The organism is Streptococcus oralis Uo5 (genome assembly GCF_000253155.1).
Classification (GTDB): domain Bacteria; phylum Bacillota; class Bacilli; order Lactobacillales; family Streptococcaceae; genus Streptococcus; species Streptococcus oralis_L.
The window spans coordinates 405001-420888 of the sequence record NC_015291.1 but is presented as its reverse complement, the minus strand read 5'-3'; the positions used below and the strand labels follow the sequence as shown (position 1 = coordinate 420888).

The window sequence follows — 15888 nt, the reverse complement described above, 5'->3', positions numbered from 1 at the left end:
ATTTAAAACTTTCCTCGATTAGTCAAGTCTTCTACCTTAGGCATGACTTCCTTATTATCCCAATGCTCCACAATCAAGCCATTCTCCAAACGGAAGATATCGTACTGGGCATAGGCAACTCCGTCAATCTGAGTCTGGCCGTAGCTAACCACATAGTTTCCTTGTCCCAAAAGCTGGAAAACAAAGTCGAAAGTAACCCCGTGCTCAGCCACATAGTTTTTATAAGCATCACTTCCTTGGCCAATCTCATGATTATGCTGAATCAAATCGTCTGCCACAAAATCACTCCACTGCTCCAGTTCCCCATTTTGGAAAATTTCTGTCAAGAAACGGCGAACTAACTTTTTATTTTCTGCTGTCTTATCCAAATCTGTGATTTCAAAATCACCAAAAATCTGATCTAATTGGCCGTTTTCAGGTGTTCGATAGTAGTCAATAACATCCCAATGCTCCACGATACGACCATTCTCATCCGCACGGAAAGTATCCGTTGTCACCCATTGAGCTCCCCCGCCATTGAGATATTGATGAACATGAACAAAGACCAGATTGCCATCCTCAATAGTACGGACAATCTTGATCTCACGCTCGGGATGGCGCTCAAAGAAATTTGCAAAGAAAGCTGCAAACCCTTCTTTCCCATCTGGCACACCTGTCGAGTGTTGAATGTAGGTATCTCCTACAGACTGGGCCTGAGCCTCAGCAACTCGCCCGTCTTGAATAGCATGAATATATAGATTTCGTGCATTTTCAACTTGTTTTGACATATTTTATTCCTCATTTGCTTTCTCTTTCAGATTGTCCAAAATGCGTTCCTGATAACTTTCAAACTGGCGAATTTCTTCCTCAGAGAATCCTTTATAAAAAATATCATCCAACTTTTGACTGATGCAATTGCCAACTTCTTTTTGGGACCAACCTTGCTCCGTTAGCTTAACATATTTCTTTCTCTTATCTATTCCACATGGGCTAATGATGACCAGGTTTTGCTCCTCAAGATTCTTTATCATGGTTGTGAGCGTATTGTTAGCAAGACCAGTCGCCAGCGCAATATCTGTCGCAGTTGCACAACCTGTCTCACTATTCCATAAAACCGCTAAAATCTTTCCCTGCTCACTCCGATAAAGAGCCTCAGGATCCTGACTCAGTAACTTTTGAAAAATCCTCCCATTCAACAAACGAATATGATGAGCTACCAAATGACTATCCTTCATGATCCCTCCAATTTATTTCGATATCGAATTATATTCCATTGTAATACTTATCGTTCCATCTGTCAACTATTTCGATTTAGAAATAATTTCCACCAACAAAAAAGACCTCCTACCTAAAGTAGAAGATCTTCACTATTTATTAACTTAATCTGTCATTTCGGACACCAAGGTTCGGTGTTCCAGTGGTAGACTGCACATAACCAACAAGAAGATAAATCCTGACTGAACCCAGAAGAGAGCCAAGTCAAAAATTCCATGTACAGCGACTACTGTAAGGAAGGAGAGATAAAGACCGATAATTGGTCGTTTGCCAGACTCCTGACTCATATCCATCATCATGTGAACTGGGATAACCGAAGAAATGGATAGGAGAATAGTTCCAATCAAACCATAACTTAAAATAGTATCGATGTAAAGACTATGCGCGTGTTCGTGGTAAGGTGCATGGATTCTCGGGAAAGAATTCATATAGGTCAGCGGACCCTCACCCCAGATCGGATTTTGCTTAAACAAAGTCATACCCGCATTCCAGATTGAAACGCGCTCCTCCATTGAAGAATCTAGCGTTCCCATACGGACACCCAAATCGCTTGAGAAGAGGAAACAAAGGCCAATCCCGAAAACTCCAATACTGAGCCAGAAGGCGCGCCAGTTTTTAATGGTTGTAAAGAGATAAATGATGGCACCAGCGATGATGGCAGGAAAGGCTGTTCTATTTTGCGTAAAATTCAAACCAAATAGATTCACAAAACCTGCTAGCACACAAAAGACTTTCAACCATCTTAACTTCGTCGTTGTAAAGAGATAAAAGGCAATCATGATACAGAAGCAACAAATGATCCCATAGTAGTTAGGATTAAAGAAGGTCACCTCTGCACGGTTTTGGTGCCATACTTGCATATTGGGCGAAAGAAAGGCGTAGTTAAATTTCTTTACAATTTGAAAATGCTCCAAAGTAGCAAAAATAGCAGAGAGCACACTACCAAACAAGATTGTCTGCAGAATCAGTCGAAAGAAAGCATGCGTCAGACGTTTCTGGTAGAAACTAAAGAAAATGAGGAAGAGAAACATCAGTAAAGATGCAACCAATCCAAGCCAGTTCTTGGCGACGATGGAGATGATACTACTGTAGGCAATAAAAAAGAGAAGTACAGGATGTTTTGCCAATCCTTTGATTATTCCCTTCATCTCCCCAGTAACAAGTAAACCTATCAAATATAAAGCAAAGAGCGCTAAGAATAAATAAAAAGGTAAAAAGATACTCATGATTATCAAATACAAAAAGAAATCTTTTTTCGAAAGCCCTCTTATCTTATCCAGTAATCCAATTGATTTCAAAACGGATCCTTTCTGTTCTGGATTTCTCCAGAAGATAAATGCTAAACTATCTTTATATTCTACCATTTTTTCCGTCATTTGGGAACAATGAACACGTTTTCGCCACAAAAAAACTCTTTCATTAATATAGCATTAGAACTGAATTTTTCTGCCGTTTTCCACTACTTGATAGGTCTGACTTTGCAAATCAATTTCTGCTACTGCTGTTACGGACTTATCTTTATTTTGACGTTTGATTACAATGCTGTGAGCTGTTGGTGTTTCTATCTCAATAGTCCCTTCTAGGTCAAAGGCCTCTGATTGATTACGGAAAGAAAATAGATTGAGAAGAGACTTCACCACAGGACGTTGAACTTCTTCTGCTATTTCCTCATTGCTATAGTAATGGCGATTAATATTTCGACCTTCTTTGGTTTCTTCTAACAATTTCAAGTCATTTTTTCCTGCTAATAGACCCACATAGTAAACCTGAGGAATGCCTGGAGCAAAAGCTTGAATCAAACGAGCGAGGAAATACTTGACATCATCATCTCCAAGCGCAGAATAGTAGGTTGAATTGATTTGGTAGATATCTAGATTGTTATACTCTGCACTAGAGTACTTACGTTTGACATTCGCTCCAACCTTATAGAGCTCATTTGAAGCATAGTCAATTTCCTCATCAGTCAGGATATCTTTGACATCCACCACTCCAATCCCGTCATGAGTATCTAGTGTCGTAAATTGCTTCATCGGGCTCATCTTTAACCACTTTGCCAAACGCTCTGTTCTAGAACTGTAAAGAGTATAAAGGGTCACCATTGGAAGGGCAAAATCGTAAACATAGTAATCATGATCTGCTATTTTAAACTGAATCGAATAGTGTTCATGAATCTCAGGTAAGAGCTCTGTCCCATACTCAGCAGCGATATCTCGAACTCTGTCCAATAAATTCCAAATATCTGGTTCCACAAAGAAATCATTGGTATCCAATTTCTTCACTGCATAAGCAAAGGCATCTAGACGAATCAAATCACACCCGTTACTTGCTAGATGTTGAATCGTCTTACGGATGAATCTCATCGTTACTTCTTTGGTCACATCAAGATCAATCTGCTCCTCACCAAAGGTATTCCACAAATGTTCCACTGAACCATCTGCAAAAACAATCTCTTGCTTTGGTGCACGATCCTTACGCTTGTAGATTAAATCTACGTCAGACTGTGTCGGACGGTTCTCTGGCCAAAACTTATCCCAGTTTAAAAAGAGATCCTTAAATTCACTGGCTTCATGTTTTTCTTGATAGTCCCTATAATACTTAGATTGACGAGAAATATGATTAATCATAAAGTCAAACATAAGATAATATTTCTCACCTAAATGCTTAACGTCCTCCCAATCACCAAAAACTGAATCCACTTCATCATAGTCAACTGGCGCAAATCCACGATCACCTGTTGATGGGAAAAATGGTAGAAGGTGAACTCCTCCAATAGCATCACCAAAATGCTCTTCCAAATTCTCATACAGGTCTTTAAGGTTATTTCCAAGACTATCTGAGTAAGTAATCAACATAGTTTTATTTTGAATGGTCATAGATGTTCCCCTTTTTCTGATGAAAGCCAAGTCTTATATGACCTGGCTTCGTAAATGAAAGATATTTTTAGATTTTTGTTCATATTGAACTCGTACTAATATAGACTGCAAGCAATTAAGTACTACTTTCTTGTTTTCTACATAGAATTGTCAATAAGCTAAACCGTTCATCTGTGTATTGAACTATAGATTCTCTAGTCTCTTCTTACTTCACTGCTCCGTTACTCATTCCTGAAATGATATGTTTCTGGAAGATGAGGTAGACAATGGTTATCGTTACAATTCCCACAATATAGGATGCAAAACTTGGGCCATAGTCATTGAAGTACTGACCTTGGTAGTTGTATTGGAAGAGAGGCAAAGTCCACATCTTGGAATCCTTATTCAGAATCAAGAGTGGCAACATAAAGTCATTCCAGAACCAGAGGGCATTGATAATCAAAGTTGTCGCATGCATGGGCTTCAACATTGGAAAGATAATTCGGCGATAAGTTGTAAAACGATCAGCCCCATCAATTTCAGCAGCTTCATCTAAACTATCTGGTATACTGATTTTAATATAACCAACATACAAGAAGAGAGTCTGTGGAATAGCATAAGTTAGGTAGAGTATTACCAGCCCCCACATATTCGCTAGACCGAGTTTACTCATCATAACTGTGATGGGAATCATAATCACCTGAAATGGAACAAATATCCCTAAGATCAAGAGCGAATACATAATGGCAAAGGCTTTTTTCTTGGACATATTTCGAGCAATGGAATAAGCTGCAGCTGGTATAAAGAAAGCTACTACAATCAATGATAACACCGTAATAACAGCTGAATTCCAGAAATAGCCTCCAATTCCATCCGAAATTAATCGTTCATAATTACTTAAGGTAAAAGGATTGGGCAAACTAAAGAAATGATTCATGATATCCTTAGTTATTTTGAAAGAACTAAATACTGTTACCAATAAAGGAACAAGTATAAGGATACCACCGACTATCAAGAGGACATATTTCCAAAACTGATTCAATTTTTCTTCTTTTTTCATGTGTAGGACTCCTCTATTAGATTTCAAATTTCTTTGATAGTTTGATTTGGATAAGAGAAACAATTCCAATAATTAAGAATAAAATCAAGGCAATTGCATTTGCATATCCATATTGATTACTCTTGAAGGCATAATTGTAGACTAAAAGTCCAAGAGACGTTGTAGCATTATTTGGACCACCACTCGTCAAGGCAAAAATCTGGTCAAAGGCAGTCAAACCAGACTTAAGAGCTAGGATAAAAACCATAGAAATCGTTGGTAGCAAATAGGGCAATTCAATCTTCCAAAAAGTTTGTTTACTTGTTGCACCATCAATTGATGCTGCCTCTAAAATATCATTTGGAATACTCTGAAGACCAGCGAGAAAGAGAATGATTGGCATTGCTACTCCTTGCCATAGAAGAACAAAAATAGTTGCCACTACCGCTCCGACAGGTGTCCCTAATAGACTCTCTTGTAAAAAACCAATCCCTAAAATTCTTCCAATCGTTGGAAGACCATAGTTGAAAAATTGTTTAAAAATCAAGGAAACTGTCAAACCAGACAAAACAGCTGGGAAAAAGAACCATGCTCTAAAGAAGGTCTGTCCCTTCATCTTAGAATTTAAGGCTCGTGCCACAACCATCCCAATTGTAATCTCTCCAACAATCAATGCCAGAGTTAAAATCAAAGTAAAAGCTATTGCTGTGAAAAATTTCCCATCAATCATAAGCAATTTGTAGTTATTCAAACCAACAAATTTATAATTATAGGTTAATCCAGTCCAGTTAGTCAAACTATAGAAAGCACCTTGTACCATTGGAAAGTAAAAGAAGATAGCTTGTAAAGCAAGCGGGATGAGCAAAAAAGTCCAACCCCAGTATTTATTTAAAAATTTTCGAATAGCCATATCATCTTAACTCCTATTCTAGTCCAAATCTGCCTTCATTGGATTAAAGAAAGCATTGAGATTGTTTGCCATATTTTTCAGATTTTTATCCATCAAGTAACCTGCACTTAGATTAAAAAAGTCTTCTTCAGAATTCCAGTGTTGGCCCAACCAAACATAATGTTTGTCAGTAAATGCCAGTTTAGAAATCTCTGTAAGCGCTGAGTCTTCTTTTTCTTGTATACCTTTTACAGCAACTGGTGATCCATCTACATCATAATATGACTGCATAGCTTTTGGACTAGTCATATAGCTGATAAATTCTTCGGTTTCTTTAGGATGTTTAGTAGTAGCTGAAGTTGATAATGCCATGTCCCCTGCACCAACAGTAACTTCTTTTCCTACTTCTTCTCCAGGAAAGGCAAACATCCCCACCTCAAATTTTGGATCCTGTTGATTAATTGCCGCTAATGCCCATGATCCTTGTGGCATCATCCAGGCTTTTCCACTCGAAAATGATACCACCGCATCATTATAAGAGGCTCCACGCCAACCATCTTGAGCATTATCTGCTAATAAATCGAGTCGTTCCGCATCTGCTTTTAAAATAGCATCATCAGCAGAGATAGCGTTTGGTTTTGAAAAGCGAAGGTAGTTATTAGCCGCATCTCCACTACCTGTAATAGTAATGAGAGAAAGTTGGTGGTAACCATTTAGTGTCCAGCCTTCATTGCCTGCAACTGCAAATGGAGAATTCCCACTATCTTTTATTTTTTTAACAATCTCTTGAAACTCTTTAAAAGTCTTCGGTTCCTCAAGTCCTAATTCTTTAAACTTCGTTTTATTGTAATAGATTCCATAAAGATTGGCCGTTAAAGGCACACTATAAACCTTGTTATTGATTGCATACTTTTCGGCATAGTCATTCTTGATATTCTCAAGATAGGATTTTCCTGTCATATCTGCAAAATAGCCTGCCTTCGCCCACTCCTGAAAATCCATATTTTGAGGATAGATATTAATAATATCTGGAACATCTCCTGATAAAATCCGAGTCTTTAGAACAATTCCAGCTGCGGGTACTGTAGTCAGCTTCACATCAATATTAGGATGTTCCTTTTCAAAATCATCCACTATCCTTTGCAAGGTATCTGCCATCTCGGTCTTCTGGTTAAAAAACTCAATCGTTACCTTACCATCAGCTGATTGATTGTTCTGACCACAAGCCACTAGGCATAGTAAACTTGCCCCAGCTACTAAAAGAAAACCTGCTTTCTTATACCATTTCATTGGAATGCCTCCTTGATAAATTTATACGCTTTTATTATAGTCTCTTGAATTTATACTGTCTACTCAAAAAATCTCCTGGTGATAAGGTAACAGTTAAACCTGCATACATGAGCTCTGCACCCGAGTAAACAATGTTTGTCCCTTCCAACTCATAAAGCCCTTCCACCTCTAAGTCTTTCAGTTTCAAGGTGGTTTCCATTGTTTCCACAACTGATAGGACTCGGACGTAGGTTACAATCGTTTGATTTCCATAGTTAAATTGTACAGCTGCTTCATTGGATGGAGCATCGGGATTGATTAACCTATACTGATTTCCCAACTGGACTACTGGTCGCAATTCTTTGTACAAGTTCACCTGATTAGCAATCTCAGCTTTCTCATCATCTGATAAACTTGTCAAATCAAGCTCATAACCCAGATTTCCCATCATTGCTACATGACCACGAGTTTCCAATGGTGTCATTCGTCCCATCTGATGATTTGGTACTGCTGACACATGAGCCCCCATAGAAATGGTTGGATAGAGATAGGATGAACCGTATTGAATTGGTAAACGTGCTATAGCATCAGTATTATCACTAGCCCAGACTTGTGGGAAATAGCGCATCATACCAAGATCATTTCGTCCACCACCACCAGAGCAGGACTCAAAGAGAATATGACTGTGTTTCTCTGTCAGATAAGAAACGAGTTCGTAAAGCCCCAACATATACTGATGAGACTGCATCTGGGTTTCCAAGTAGGCTGAACCATTCCCCAGATTAGTAATATTGCGGTTCATATCCCATTTGATGTAGTCAATTTTATGATGAGAGAGGAGTTCATCTAAAACATTTTTCAGATATTCTACTACCTGTGGATTGGCAAGATTAAGAACTAATTGATTTCGAGAGTAAGTATGCTCATAACCTGGAACCTGAATAGCCCAGTCAGGATGTTTGCGATACAAGTCGCTATCAACAGAAATCATCTCCGGTTCTAACCAAAGCCCAAACTGCAAACCTCTTTCATGGATAGCTGAAATCAGACTTTCTAGACTTCCACCCAGTTTTTTCTCATTCACAACCCAATCACCTAAAGCACGATTATCATCAAAGCGATTTCCAAACCACCCATCATCTAATACAAATAGTTCTATTCCAACTTTCTTAGCTTCATCAGCTAGTTCTAACAGTTTTTCTCTCTGAAAGTCAAAGTAAGTAGCTTCCCAGTTATTGATTAGAATTGGTCGTTCTTTTTTAGAAAACTGACTTGGCATAATGTGCTTAAGTACAAAATTTTGACTTTCATGGCTAATACCAGTTAATCCTTGATCTGAAAAGGTCACTAAAGCTACCGGTGTTTCAAAGTTTTCCTCAGGATTTAACTTCCAAGAAAAGTTTTCTGGATTAATCCCAATAGCCACCCGAACTTCATTCAGTTGATTTTTTTGGACAAAAGCTTCGAAGTTTCCACTATACATCAGCTGAATAGCAAACACATTCCCAGCATCCTCTGTGACTCCTTGATCACATAATAGAAGAGATGGTGTTTGAGCATGACCAGAAGCACCACGGTTCGAACTAATCGAAAAGATTCCTTGCTCAACCTGTTGACGTCGAACAGTCTTTTCACGAGCATAAGCTCCCTGTAAAGTCACTATTTCGTAAGCTGCAGCAGGAAAATCAGCCATGAAAGAAAAGTCCTTATGAATGACAACTTCCTGATTGCTATTATTTTCCAATTTGCTATAACTAGCAATTGTCGCATCATTATCAAAAGCAGTATAATACAAAGTCAGACTAAGTTTAGCTTGAGGATCTTTTAAAATCAAGGCAAGCGTCTCTGTAGCATCCATGCTGTGAGGAGAAGGTAAGCCCTGTGGACCATTCTGACCTTTTAAAATCTTTGCTTCTACAAATCGAAAGTCTGTTACTTCAGTTGCATCATGTTGAATCTGTAAAGTTGGATTTCTAAAGTCACCCAAACCATGTTGTCCAAAAATCTGACGTTGCGTATCCAAACTAAAGATTCGATTAGTAGCTATGGGATTACCAGAAAAAGCATGATCGCGTTCGTAAATACTATTAGCCCCTCTATAGTTCTTAATAGTCTTTCCTAAATGTTTTAATAATAAGTACCCATCCCTATTTTCAATAATCAAACTTAAACCTTTACTCTCAACGTAAAATAGATTATTCTCTATCCGAATTCCCATAAATTGTACCTCATCCATTTCTTGATAAAATTTTATCACATAAAAGCGCTTTCTAAAATAGAGAAATGTATACAAAGTATGGTAAAATGTTAGGTAGGAGGTGGCCCATGCTCGTTTTTTCAGAATACCAGACTGGAACAATTGATCTTTCTCTTAGCTTTTACGGCTATGAAGAATGCACGCCTAACTACTCTTTTGGCCCAGCTATTCGAGATACCTATGTACTCCATTACATTACTAAAGGAAAAGGTCAATTCCATTATAAGGGGAAAATTGTTGATTTAAAGGCAGGAGATTTCTTTTTACTAAAACCAGATGAATTAACATTCTATAAAGCAGATAACCAGGATCCTTGGGCTTACTACTGGTTGGGGATCACTGGAGGGAGGGCACCTGACTACTTTGCTCTATCTCAAATTTCTGACCAATCCTACTTAATTCAATCAGAGCACTGTCATACACAGACAACTGCAAAACTCATCTCAGATATTGTCCGCTTCGCTCAGATTACAAAATCAAATGAATTGGCTCAACTCCACATCATGGGACAACTCCATGAACTAATGTTTCATCTAGGAACGATTGCTCCCAATCAGAAAAAAGAGAATATTTCATCAACCCACCAACTCTATCTTGACTGCAAACGATTAATTGATAGTCACTATCCACGATCGCTCACCATTCAAGATTTAGCTAAAGAGCTATCGGTTCATAGAAGTTACTTAACTAGTGTGTTTAAAGAATTTCACCAACTCTCTCCAAAAGAGTATTTACTTTTCGTTCGAATGAAGCGTGCGCAACAGTTACTAGAACACACCAATGAAACAATCAAAGTCATTGCGTATTCTGTGGGTTTTTCAGATCCTTTACATTTCTCAAAAGCCTACAAGCAGTTTTTTCATAAAACACCTAGTCAAACTCGAAATGAATACTCTCACTCCCTCTTAGCTAGAAAGGAAAATCAATGAAATCACACCAACTAGTCTACCAAATATTAGCTAGAGAAAACGATTATGTTAGCGGAGAAAAAATCGGAGAAGAACTGAATTTAAGCCGTACATCCATATGGAAAGCGATCCAACGTCTTCAACAAGAAGGCCTAGAAATTGACAGTATCAAAAATAGAGGATACAAGCTTATTCAAGGCGATCTGATATTGCCTGATTTGATTCAGGAGAAAACCAACTTAACCATTCGCTACAAACCTGAGACCAAATCAACACAAACAGATGCAAAAGAAGGGATTGAAGCTGGAAACAAAGGAAATACACTCTATCTTTCAACCTGTCAAACAGCAGGTCGTGGCCGCTTTCAGCGTCCCTACTATTCTCCATCTCAGGGTGGGATCTATATGTCCCTGCATATTCAACCTAATCTTCCCTATGAAAAACTCCCTTCCTATACCCTCCTTGTAGCTGCAGCAGTCTACAAAGCCATTAAAAATCTAACTATGATAGAAGTAGATATCAAATGGGTAAATGACATCTACTTTAAAAATAAAAAAATAGCAGGTATTCTCACCGAAGCAATGACATCAGTTGAGACAGGCTTGGTTACAGACGTCATTATCGGACTTGGTATAAATTTTTCTATAGCAGACTTCCCAGATGACCTAAAAGAAAAAGCAGGCAGCCTATTTATGCCACCTGCATCAATTAGTCGTAATGAGCTCATCAGCGAAATATGGAATTGTTTCTACAATACGGATTCAGATGAACTACTTTATATCTATAAAGAAAGATCAATCGTTCTTGGAAAAGAAGTTACCTTCCAGCTAGAAGGAAAATTGACAAAAGGTCTTGCAAAAGAAATCTCAGAATCCGGTCAACTTCAAGTCGAACTTGAAGATAAACATACTATCTGGCTAAATAGCGGAGAAATATCACTAACAAATTGGTAATAAACAAATCCCCCTTTTAACGATTTAGAAGGGGGATTTACATACAAAAAAGAGCCTAGAAGCTCTCTTAACGTACGGAGAATGGGGGATTCGAACCCCCGCGCCGGTTACCCGACCTAACGATTTAGCAAACCGTCCTCTTCAGCCTCTTGAGTAATTCTCCTATTAATGGGCACGAGTGGACTCGAACCACCGACCTCACGCTTATCAGGCGTGCGCTCTAACCACCTGAGCTACGCGCCCAAGTTCAAAAACTTGGTATGAACTTTCGTTCAAAGCGGGTGACGAGAATCGAACTCGCGACAACAGCTTGGAAGGCTGTAGTTTTACCACTAAACTACACCCGCTTAATAAAACAAAATATGGCGCGAGACGGAATCGAACCGCCGACACATGGAGCTTCAATCCATTGCTCTACCAACTGAGCTACCGAGCCAAATTGCGGGAGCAGGATTTGAACCTACGACCTTCGGGTTATGAGCCCGACGAGCTACCGAGCTGCTCCATCCCGCGTTAATATAAAAAGGAGGATGTGGGATTCGAACCCACGCACGCTTTTACACGCCTGACGGTTTTCAAGACCGTTCCCTTCAGCCGGACTTGGGTAATCCTCCATTATTTACAATGGACCTTGTAGGACTTGAACCTACGACCACTCGGTTATGAGCCGAGAGCTCTAACCAGCTGAGCTAAAGGTCCAACAAGATCAATATAGCGGCGAAGGGGATCGAACCCCCGACCTCCCGGGTATGAACCGGACGCTCTAGCCAGCTGAGCTACACCGCCATAAATCGGGAAGACAGGATTCGAACCTGCGACACCTTGGTCCCAAACCAAGTACTCTACCAAGCTGAGCTACTTCCCGCGTTAAATAAAAAAATGCACCCTAGAGGAGTCGAACCTCTAACCGCCTGATTCGTAGTCAGGTACTCTATCCAGTTGAGCTAAGGGTGCTCATCATTATATGCCGAGGACCGGAATCGAACCGGTACGATCGTTACCAATCGCAGGATTTTAAGTCCTGTGCGTCTGCCAGTTCCGCCACCCCGGCCTCTCTAAGCGAACGACGGGATTCGAACCCGCGACCCCCACCTTGGCAAGGTGGTGTTCTACCACTGAACTACGTTCGCATTGACCTCTTATTCTATATAAAAAAATGCCGGCTACATGACTTGAACACGCGACCCTCTGATTACAAATCAGATGCTCTACCAACTGAGCTAAGCCGGCTGATTTCTATTATGCGGGTTAAGGGACTTGAACCCCCACGCCGTTAAGCGCCAGATCCTAAATCTGGTGCGTCTGCCAATTCCGCCAAACCCGCAAATATGACCCGTACTGGGCTCGAACCAGTGACCCATTGATTAAAAGTCAATTGCTCTACCAACTGAGCTAACGAGTCTAAAATAACTTCCGTTATCTTAAACGGTCCCGACGGGAATCGAACCCGCGATCTTCGCCGTGACAGGGCGACGTGATAACCGCTACACTACGGGACCTATGGGAGTTAACGGGATCGAACCGCTGACCCTCTGCTTGTAAGGCAGATGCTCTCCCAGCTGAGCTAAACTCCCTCGAGCTAAGCGACTTCCATATCTCACAGGGGGCAACCCCCAACTACTTCCGGCGTTCTAGGGCTTAACTGCTGTGTTCGGCATGGGTACAGGTGTATCTCCTAGGCTATCGTCACTTAACTCTGAGTAATACCTACTCAAAATTGAATATCTATCAAATACCAAGAAAACCTTCGCTTTCGTATTCTCAGTTACTTTGGATAAGTCCTCGAGCTATTAGTATTAGTCCGCTACATGTGTCGCCACACTTCCACTTCTAACCTATCTACCTGATCATCTCTCAGGGCTCTTACTGATATAAAATCATGGGAAATCTCATCTTGAGGTGGGTTTCACACTTAGATGCTTTCAGCGTTTATCCCTTCCCTACATAGCTACCCAGCGATGCCTTTGGCAAGACAACTGGTACACCAGCGGTAAGTCCACTCTGGTCCTCTCGTACTAGGAGCAGATCCTCTCAAATTTCCTACGCCCGCGACGGATAGGGACCGAACTGTCTCACGACGTTCTGAACCCAGCTCGCGTGCCGCTTTAATGGGCGAACAGCCCAACCCTTGGGACCGACTACAGCCCCAGGATGCGACGAGCCGACATCGAGGTGCCAAACCTCCCCGTCGATGTGAACTCTTGGGGGAGATAAGCCTGTTATCCCCAGGGTAGCTTTTATCCGTTGAGCGATGGCCCTTCCATACGGAACCACCGGATCACTAAGCCCGACTTTCGTCCCTGCTCGAGTTGTAGCTCTCGCAGTCAAGCTCCCTTATACCTTTACACTCTGCGAATGATTTCCAACCATTCTGAGGGAACCTTTGGGCGCCTCCGTTACCTTTTAGGAGGCGACCGCCCCAGTCAAACTGCCCGTCAGACACTGTCTCCGATAGGGATAACCTATCCGGGTTAGAGTGGCCATAACACAAGGGTAGTATCCCAACAACGTCTCCTTCGAAACTGGCGTCCCGATCTCTTAGACTCCTACCTATCCTGTACATGTGGTACAGACACTCAATATCAAACTGCAGTAAAGCTCCATGGGGTCTTTCCGTCCTGTCGCGGGTAACCTGCATCTTCACAGGTACTAAAATTTCACCGAGTCTCTCGTTGAGACAGTGCCCAAATCATTACGCCTTTCGTGCGGGTCGGAACTTACCCGACAAGGAATTTCGCTACCTTAGGACCGTTATAGTTACGGCCGCCGTTTACTGGGGCTTCAATTCATACCTTCGCTTACGCTAAGCACTCCTCTTAACCTTCCAGCACCGGGCAGGCGTCACCCCCTATACATCATCTTACGATTTAGCAGAGAGCTGTGTTTTTGATAAACAGTTGCTTGGGCCTATTCACTGCGGCTGACGTAAAGTCAGCACCCCTTCTCCCGAAGTTACGGGGTCATTTTGCCGAGTTCCTTAACGAGAGTTCTCTCGCTCACCTGAGGCTACTCGCCTCGACTACCTGTGTCGGTTTGCGGTACGGGTAGAGTATGTTTAAACGCTAGAAGCTTTTCTTGGCAGTGTGACGTCACTAACTTCGCTACTAAACTTCGCTCCCCATCACAGCTCAATGTTATAGATATAAGCATTTGACTCATATCACACCTCACTGCTTAGACAGACTCTTCCATTCGTCTGCTTTAGTTAGCCTACTGCGTCCCTCCATCACTACATACTCTAGTACAGGAATATCAACCTGTTGTCCATCGGATACACCTTTCGGTCTCTCCTTAGGTCCCGACTAACCCAGGGCGGACGAGCCTTCCCCTGGAAACCTTAGTCTTACGGTGGACAGGATTCTCACCTGTCTTTCGCTACTCATACCGGCATTCTCACTTCTATGCGTTCCAGCACTCCTCACGGTATACCTTCTTCACACATAGAACGCTCTCCTACCATACCTATAAAGGTATCCACAGCTTCGGTAAATTGTTTTAGCCCCGGTACATTTTCGGCGCAGGGTCACTCGACTAGTGAGCTATTACGCACTCTTTGAATGAATAGCTGCTTCTAAGCTAACATCCTAGTTGTCTGTGCAACCCCACATCCTTTTCCACTTAACAATTATTTTGGGACCTTAGCTGGTGGTCTGGGCTGTTTCCCTTTCGACTACGGATCTTAGCACTCGCAGTCTGACTGCCGACCATAATTCATTGGCATTCGGAGTTTATCTGAGATTGGTAATCCGGGATGGACCCCTCACCCAAACAGTGCTCTACCTCCAAGAATCTTGATGTCGACGCTAGCCCTAAAGCTATTTCGGAGAGAACCAGCTATCTCCAAGTTCGTTTGGAATTTCTCCGCTACCCACAAGTCATCCAAGCACTTTTCAACGTGCCCTGGTTCGGTCCTCCAGTGCGTCTTACCGCACCTTCAACCTGCTCATGGGTAGGTCACATGGTTTCGGGTCTACGACATGATACTAAGGCGCCCTATTCAGACTCGGTTTCCCTGCGGCTCCGTCTCTTCAACTTAACCTCGCATCATATCGTAACTCGCCGGTTCATTCTACAAAAGGCACGCTCTCACCCATTAACGGGCTCGAACTTGTTGTAGGCACACGGTTTCAGGTTCTATTTCACTCCCCTCCCGGGGTGCTTTTCACCTTTCCCTCACGGTACTGGTTCACTATCGGTCACTAGGGAGTATTTAGGGTTGGGAGATGGTCCTCCCAGATTCCGACGGGATTTCACGTGTCCCGCCGTACTCAGGATACTGCTAGGTACAAAGACTATTTTAAATACGAGGCTGTTACTCTCTTTGGCTGATCTTCCCAAATCATTCTTCTATAATCTTTGAGTCCACATTGCAGTCCTACAACCCCGAAGAGTAAACTCTTCGGTTTGCCCTCCTGCCGTTTCGCTCGCCGCTACTAAGGCAATCGCTTTTGCTTTCTCTTCCTGCAG

The 15888-nt window shown here is 41.6% G+C and carries 10 protein-coding genes, 17 tRNA genes and 2 rRNA genes (1 of these 29 only partly in view); 2 read left to right on the top strand and 27 right to left on the bottom strand.

Annotated elements, in window-relative coordinates:
- Positions 1-2: 2 nt before the first annotated feature.
- The 8 genes from SOR_RS02170 to SOR_RS02135 all read right to left on the bottom strand — a co-directional run bounded on the left by SOR_RS02170 (position 3) and on the right by SOR_RS02135 (position 9521).
- A complete protein-coding gene (locus SOR_RS02170; protein ID WP_000043839.1) occupies positions 3-767 on the bottom strand; it encodes a nuclear transport factor 2 family protein in 765 nt (254 codons plus the stop codon).
- Positions 768-770: 3 nt separating this feature from the next.
- Positions 771-1214, bottom strand: coding sequence for a MarR family winged helix-turn-helix transcriptional regulator (locus tag SOR_RS02165; protein WP_000655219.1), 444 nt, complete (start codon positions 1212-1214; stop codon positions 771-773).
- 144 nt (positions 1215-1358) lie between these two features.
- A complete protein-coding gene (locus SOR_RS02160) occupies positions 1359-2552 on the bottom strand; it encodes an O-antigen ligase family protein (RefSeq protein ID WP_041170837.1) in 1194 nt (397 codons plus the stop codon).
- A gap of 132 nt (positions 2553-2684) precedes the next feature.
- Positions 2685-4127, bottom strand: coding sequence for a sucrose phosphorylase (gtfA, locus tag SOR_RS02155; RefSeq protein ID WP_000155217.1), 1443 nt, complete (start codon positions 4125-4127; stop codon positions 2685-2687).
- A gap of 205 nt (positions 4128-4332) precedes the next feature.
- Positions 4333-5166, bottom strand: coding sequence for a carbohydrate ABC transporter permease (locus SOR_RS02150; protein WP_000711261.1), 834 nt, complete (start codon positions 5164-5166; stop codon positions 4333-4335).
- A 16-nt stretch (positions 5167-5182) separates the two neighbouring features.
- Complete coding sequence (locus SOR_RS02145; RefSeq protein WP_001007694.1) at positions 5183-6055, bottom strand: carbohydrate ABC transporter permease; 873 nt, start codon at positions 6053-6055, stop codon at positions 5183-5185.
- An 18-nt stretch (positions 6056-6073) separates the two neighbouring features.
- Positions 6074-7324 carry an extracellular solute-binding protein gene (locus SOR_RS02140; protein WP_000872418.1) on the bottom strand — a complete coding sequence of 417 codons (1251 nt, stop codon included), beginning with the start codon at positions 7322-7324 and terminating at the stop codon, positions 6074-6076.
- Positions 7325-7358: 34 nt separating this feature from the next.
- Positions 7359-9521 carry an alpha-galactosidase gene (locus SOR_RS02135; protein ID WP_000512828.1) on the bottom strand — a complete coding sequence of 721 codons (2163 nt, stop codon included), beginning with the start codon at positions 9519-9521 and terminating at the stop codon, positions 7359-7361.
- A 107-nt stretch (positions 9522-9628) separates the two neighbouring features.
- Between SOR_RS02135 and SOR_RS02130 the strand changes: the two genes are divergently transcribed.
- Together SOR_RS02130 and birA are read left to right on the top strand one after the other, a co-directional pair.
- Positions 9629-10489, top strand: a complete 861-nt coding sequence (locus SOR_RS02130) for an AraC family transcriptional regulator (protein ID WP_000959974.1) — start codon at positions 9629-9631, stop codon at positions 10487-10489.
- A complete protein-coding gene (gene birA / locus SOR_RS02125; RefSeq protein WP_000835301.1) occupies positions 10486-11421 on the top strand; it encodes a bifunctional biotin--[acetyl-CoA-carboxylase] ligase/biotin operon repressor BirA in 936 nt (311 codons plus the stop codon). The genes SOR_RS02130 and birA overlap by 4 nt, the downstream gene beginning before the upstream one ends.
- A gap of 75 nt (positions 11422-11496) precedes the next feature.
- Here birA and SOR_RS02120 read toward each other — a convergent pair.
- The 19 genes from SOR_RS02120 to SOR_RS02030 all read right to left on the bottom strand — a co-directional run.
- A tRNA-Ser gene (locus SOR_RS02120) sits at positions 11497-11584 on the bottom strand.
- Positions 11585-11590: 6 nt separating this feature from the next.
- Positions 11591-11664, bottom strand: a tRNA-Ile gene (locus SOR_RS02115).
- Positions 11665-11697: 33 nt separating this feature from the next.
- A tRNA-Gly gene (locus SOR_RS02110) sits at positions 11698-11768 on the bottom strand.
- A gap of 16 nt (positions 11769-11784) precedes the next feature.
- Positions 11785-11857 (bottom strand) — tRNA-Phe (locus tag SOR_RS02105).
- A 3-nt stretch (positions 11858-11860) separates the two neighbouring features.
- Positions 11861-11934, bottom strand: a tRNA-Met gene (locus SOR_RS02100).
- Positions 11935-11945: 11 nt separating this feature from the next.
- Positions 11946-12035, bottom strand: a tRNA-Ser gene (locus SOR_RS02095).
- Between the two features lie 11 nt (positions 12036-12046).
- Positions 12047-12120, bottom strand: a tRNA-Ile gene (locus SOR_RS02090).
- A gap of 13 nt (positions 12121-12133) precedes the next feature.
- Positions 12134-12207 (bottom strand) — tRNA-Met (locus SOR_RS02085).
- 5 nt (positions 12208-12212) lie between these two features.
- A tRNA-Pro gene (locus SOR_RS02080) sits at positions 12213-12286 on the bottom strand.
- Positions 12287-12301: 15 nt separating this feature from the next.
- Positions 12302-12375: transfer RNA gene (locus SOR_RS02075), tRNA-Arg, on the bottom strand.
- Between the two features lie 11 nt (positions 12376-12386).
- A tRNA-Leu gene (locus SOR_RS02070) sits at positions 12387-12472 on the bottom strand.
- Between the two features lie 7 nt (positions 12473-12479).
- Positions 12480-12551: transfer RNA gene (locus tag SOR_RS02065), tRNA-Gly, on the bottom strand.
- 27 nt (positions 12552-12578) lie between these two features.
- Positions 12579-12651: transfer RNA gene (locus SOR_RS02060), tRNA-Thr, on the bottom strand.
- Positions 12652-12663: 12 nt separating this feature from the next.
- Positions 12664-12745 (bottom strand) — tRNA-Leu (locus SOR_RS02055).
- Between the two features lie 5 nt (positions 12746-12750).
- Positions 12751-12823, bottom strand: a tRNA-Lys gene (locus SOR_RS02050).
- A 24-nt stretch (positions 12824-12847) separates the two neighbouring features.
- Positions 12848-12920, bottom strand: a tRNA-Asp gene (locus tag SOR_RS02045).
- Between the two features lie 2 nt (positions 12921-12922).
- Positions 12923-12995 (bottom strand) — tRNA-Val (locus SOR_RS02040).
- Positions 12996-12999: 4 nt separating this feature from the next.
- Positions 13000-13115, bottom strand: a 5S ribosomal RNA gene (rrf, locus tag SOR_RS02035).
- A gap of 76 nt (positions 13116-13191) precedes the next feature.
- A 23S ribosomal RNA gene (locus SOR_RS02030) occupies positions 13192-15888 on the bottom strand; it runs 204 nt beyond the window's last position.

Bases quoted from the DNA above. Each gene is read 5' to 3' on its own strand.
- SOR_RS02150 (WP_000711261.1), bottom strand. From the start codon at position 5,166: ATGAAAAAAGAAGAAAAATTGAATCAGTTTTGGAAATATGTCCTCTTG.
- SOR_RS02145 (WP_001007694.1), bottom strand. From the start codon at position 6,055: ATGGCTATTCGAAAATTTTTAAATAAATACTGGGGTTGGACTTTTTTG.
- SOR_RS02140 (WP_000872418.1), bottom strand. From the start codon at position 7,324: ATGAAATGGTATAAGAAAGCAGGTTTTCTTTTAGTAGCTGGGGCAAGT.
- SOR_RS02165 (WP_000655219.1), bottom strand. From the start codon at position 1,214: ATGAAGGATAGTCATTTGGTAGCTCATCATATTCGTTTGTTGAATGGG.
- SOR_RS02135 (WP_000512828.1), bottom strand. From the start codon at position 9,521: ATGGGAATTCGGATAGAGAATAATCTATTTTACGTTGAGAGTAAAGGT.
- SOR_RS02130 (WP_000959974.1), top strand. From the start codon at position 9,629: ATGCTCGTTTTTTCAGAATACCAGACTGGAACAATTGATCTTTCTCTT.
- gtfA (WP_000155217.1), bottom strand. From the start codon at position 4,127: ATGACCATTCAAAATAAAACTATGTTGATTACTTACTCAGATAGTCTT.
- birA (WP_000835301.1), top strand. From the start codon at position 10,486: ATGAAATCACACCAACTAGTCTACCAAATATTAGCTAGAGAAAACGAT.
- SOR_RS02170 (WP_000043839.1), bottom strand. From the start codon at position 767: ATGTCAAAACAAGTTGAAAATGCACGAAATCTATATATTCATGCTATT.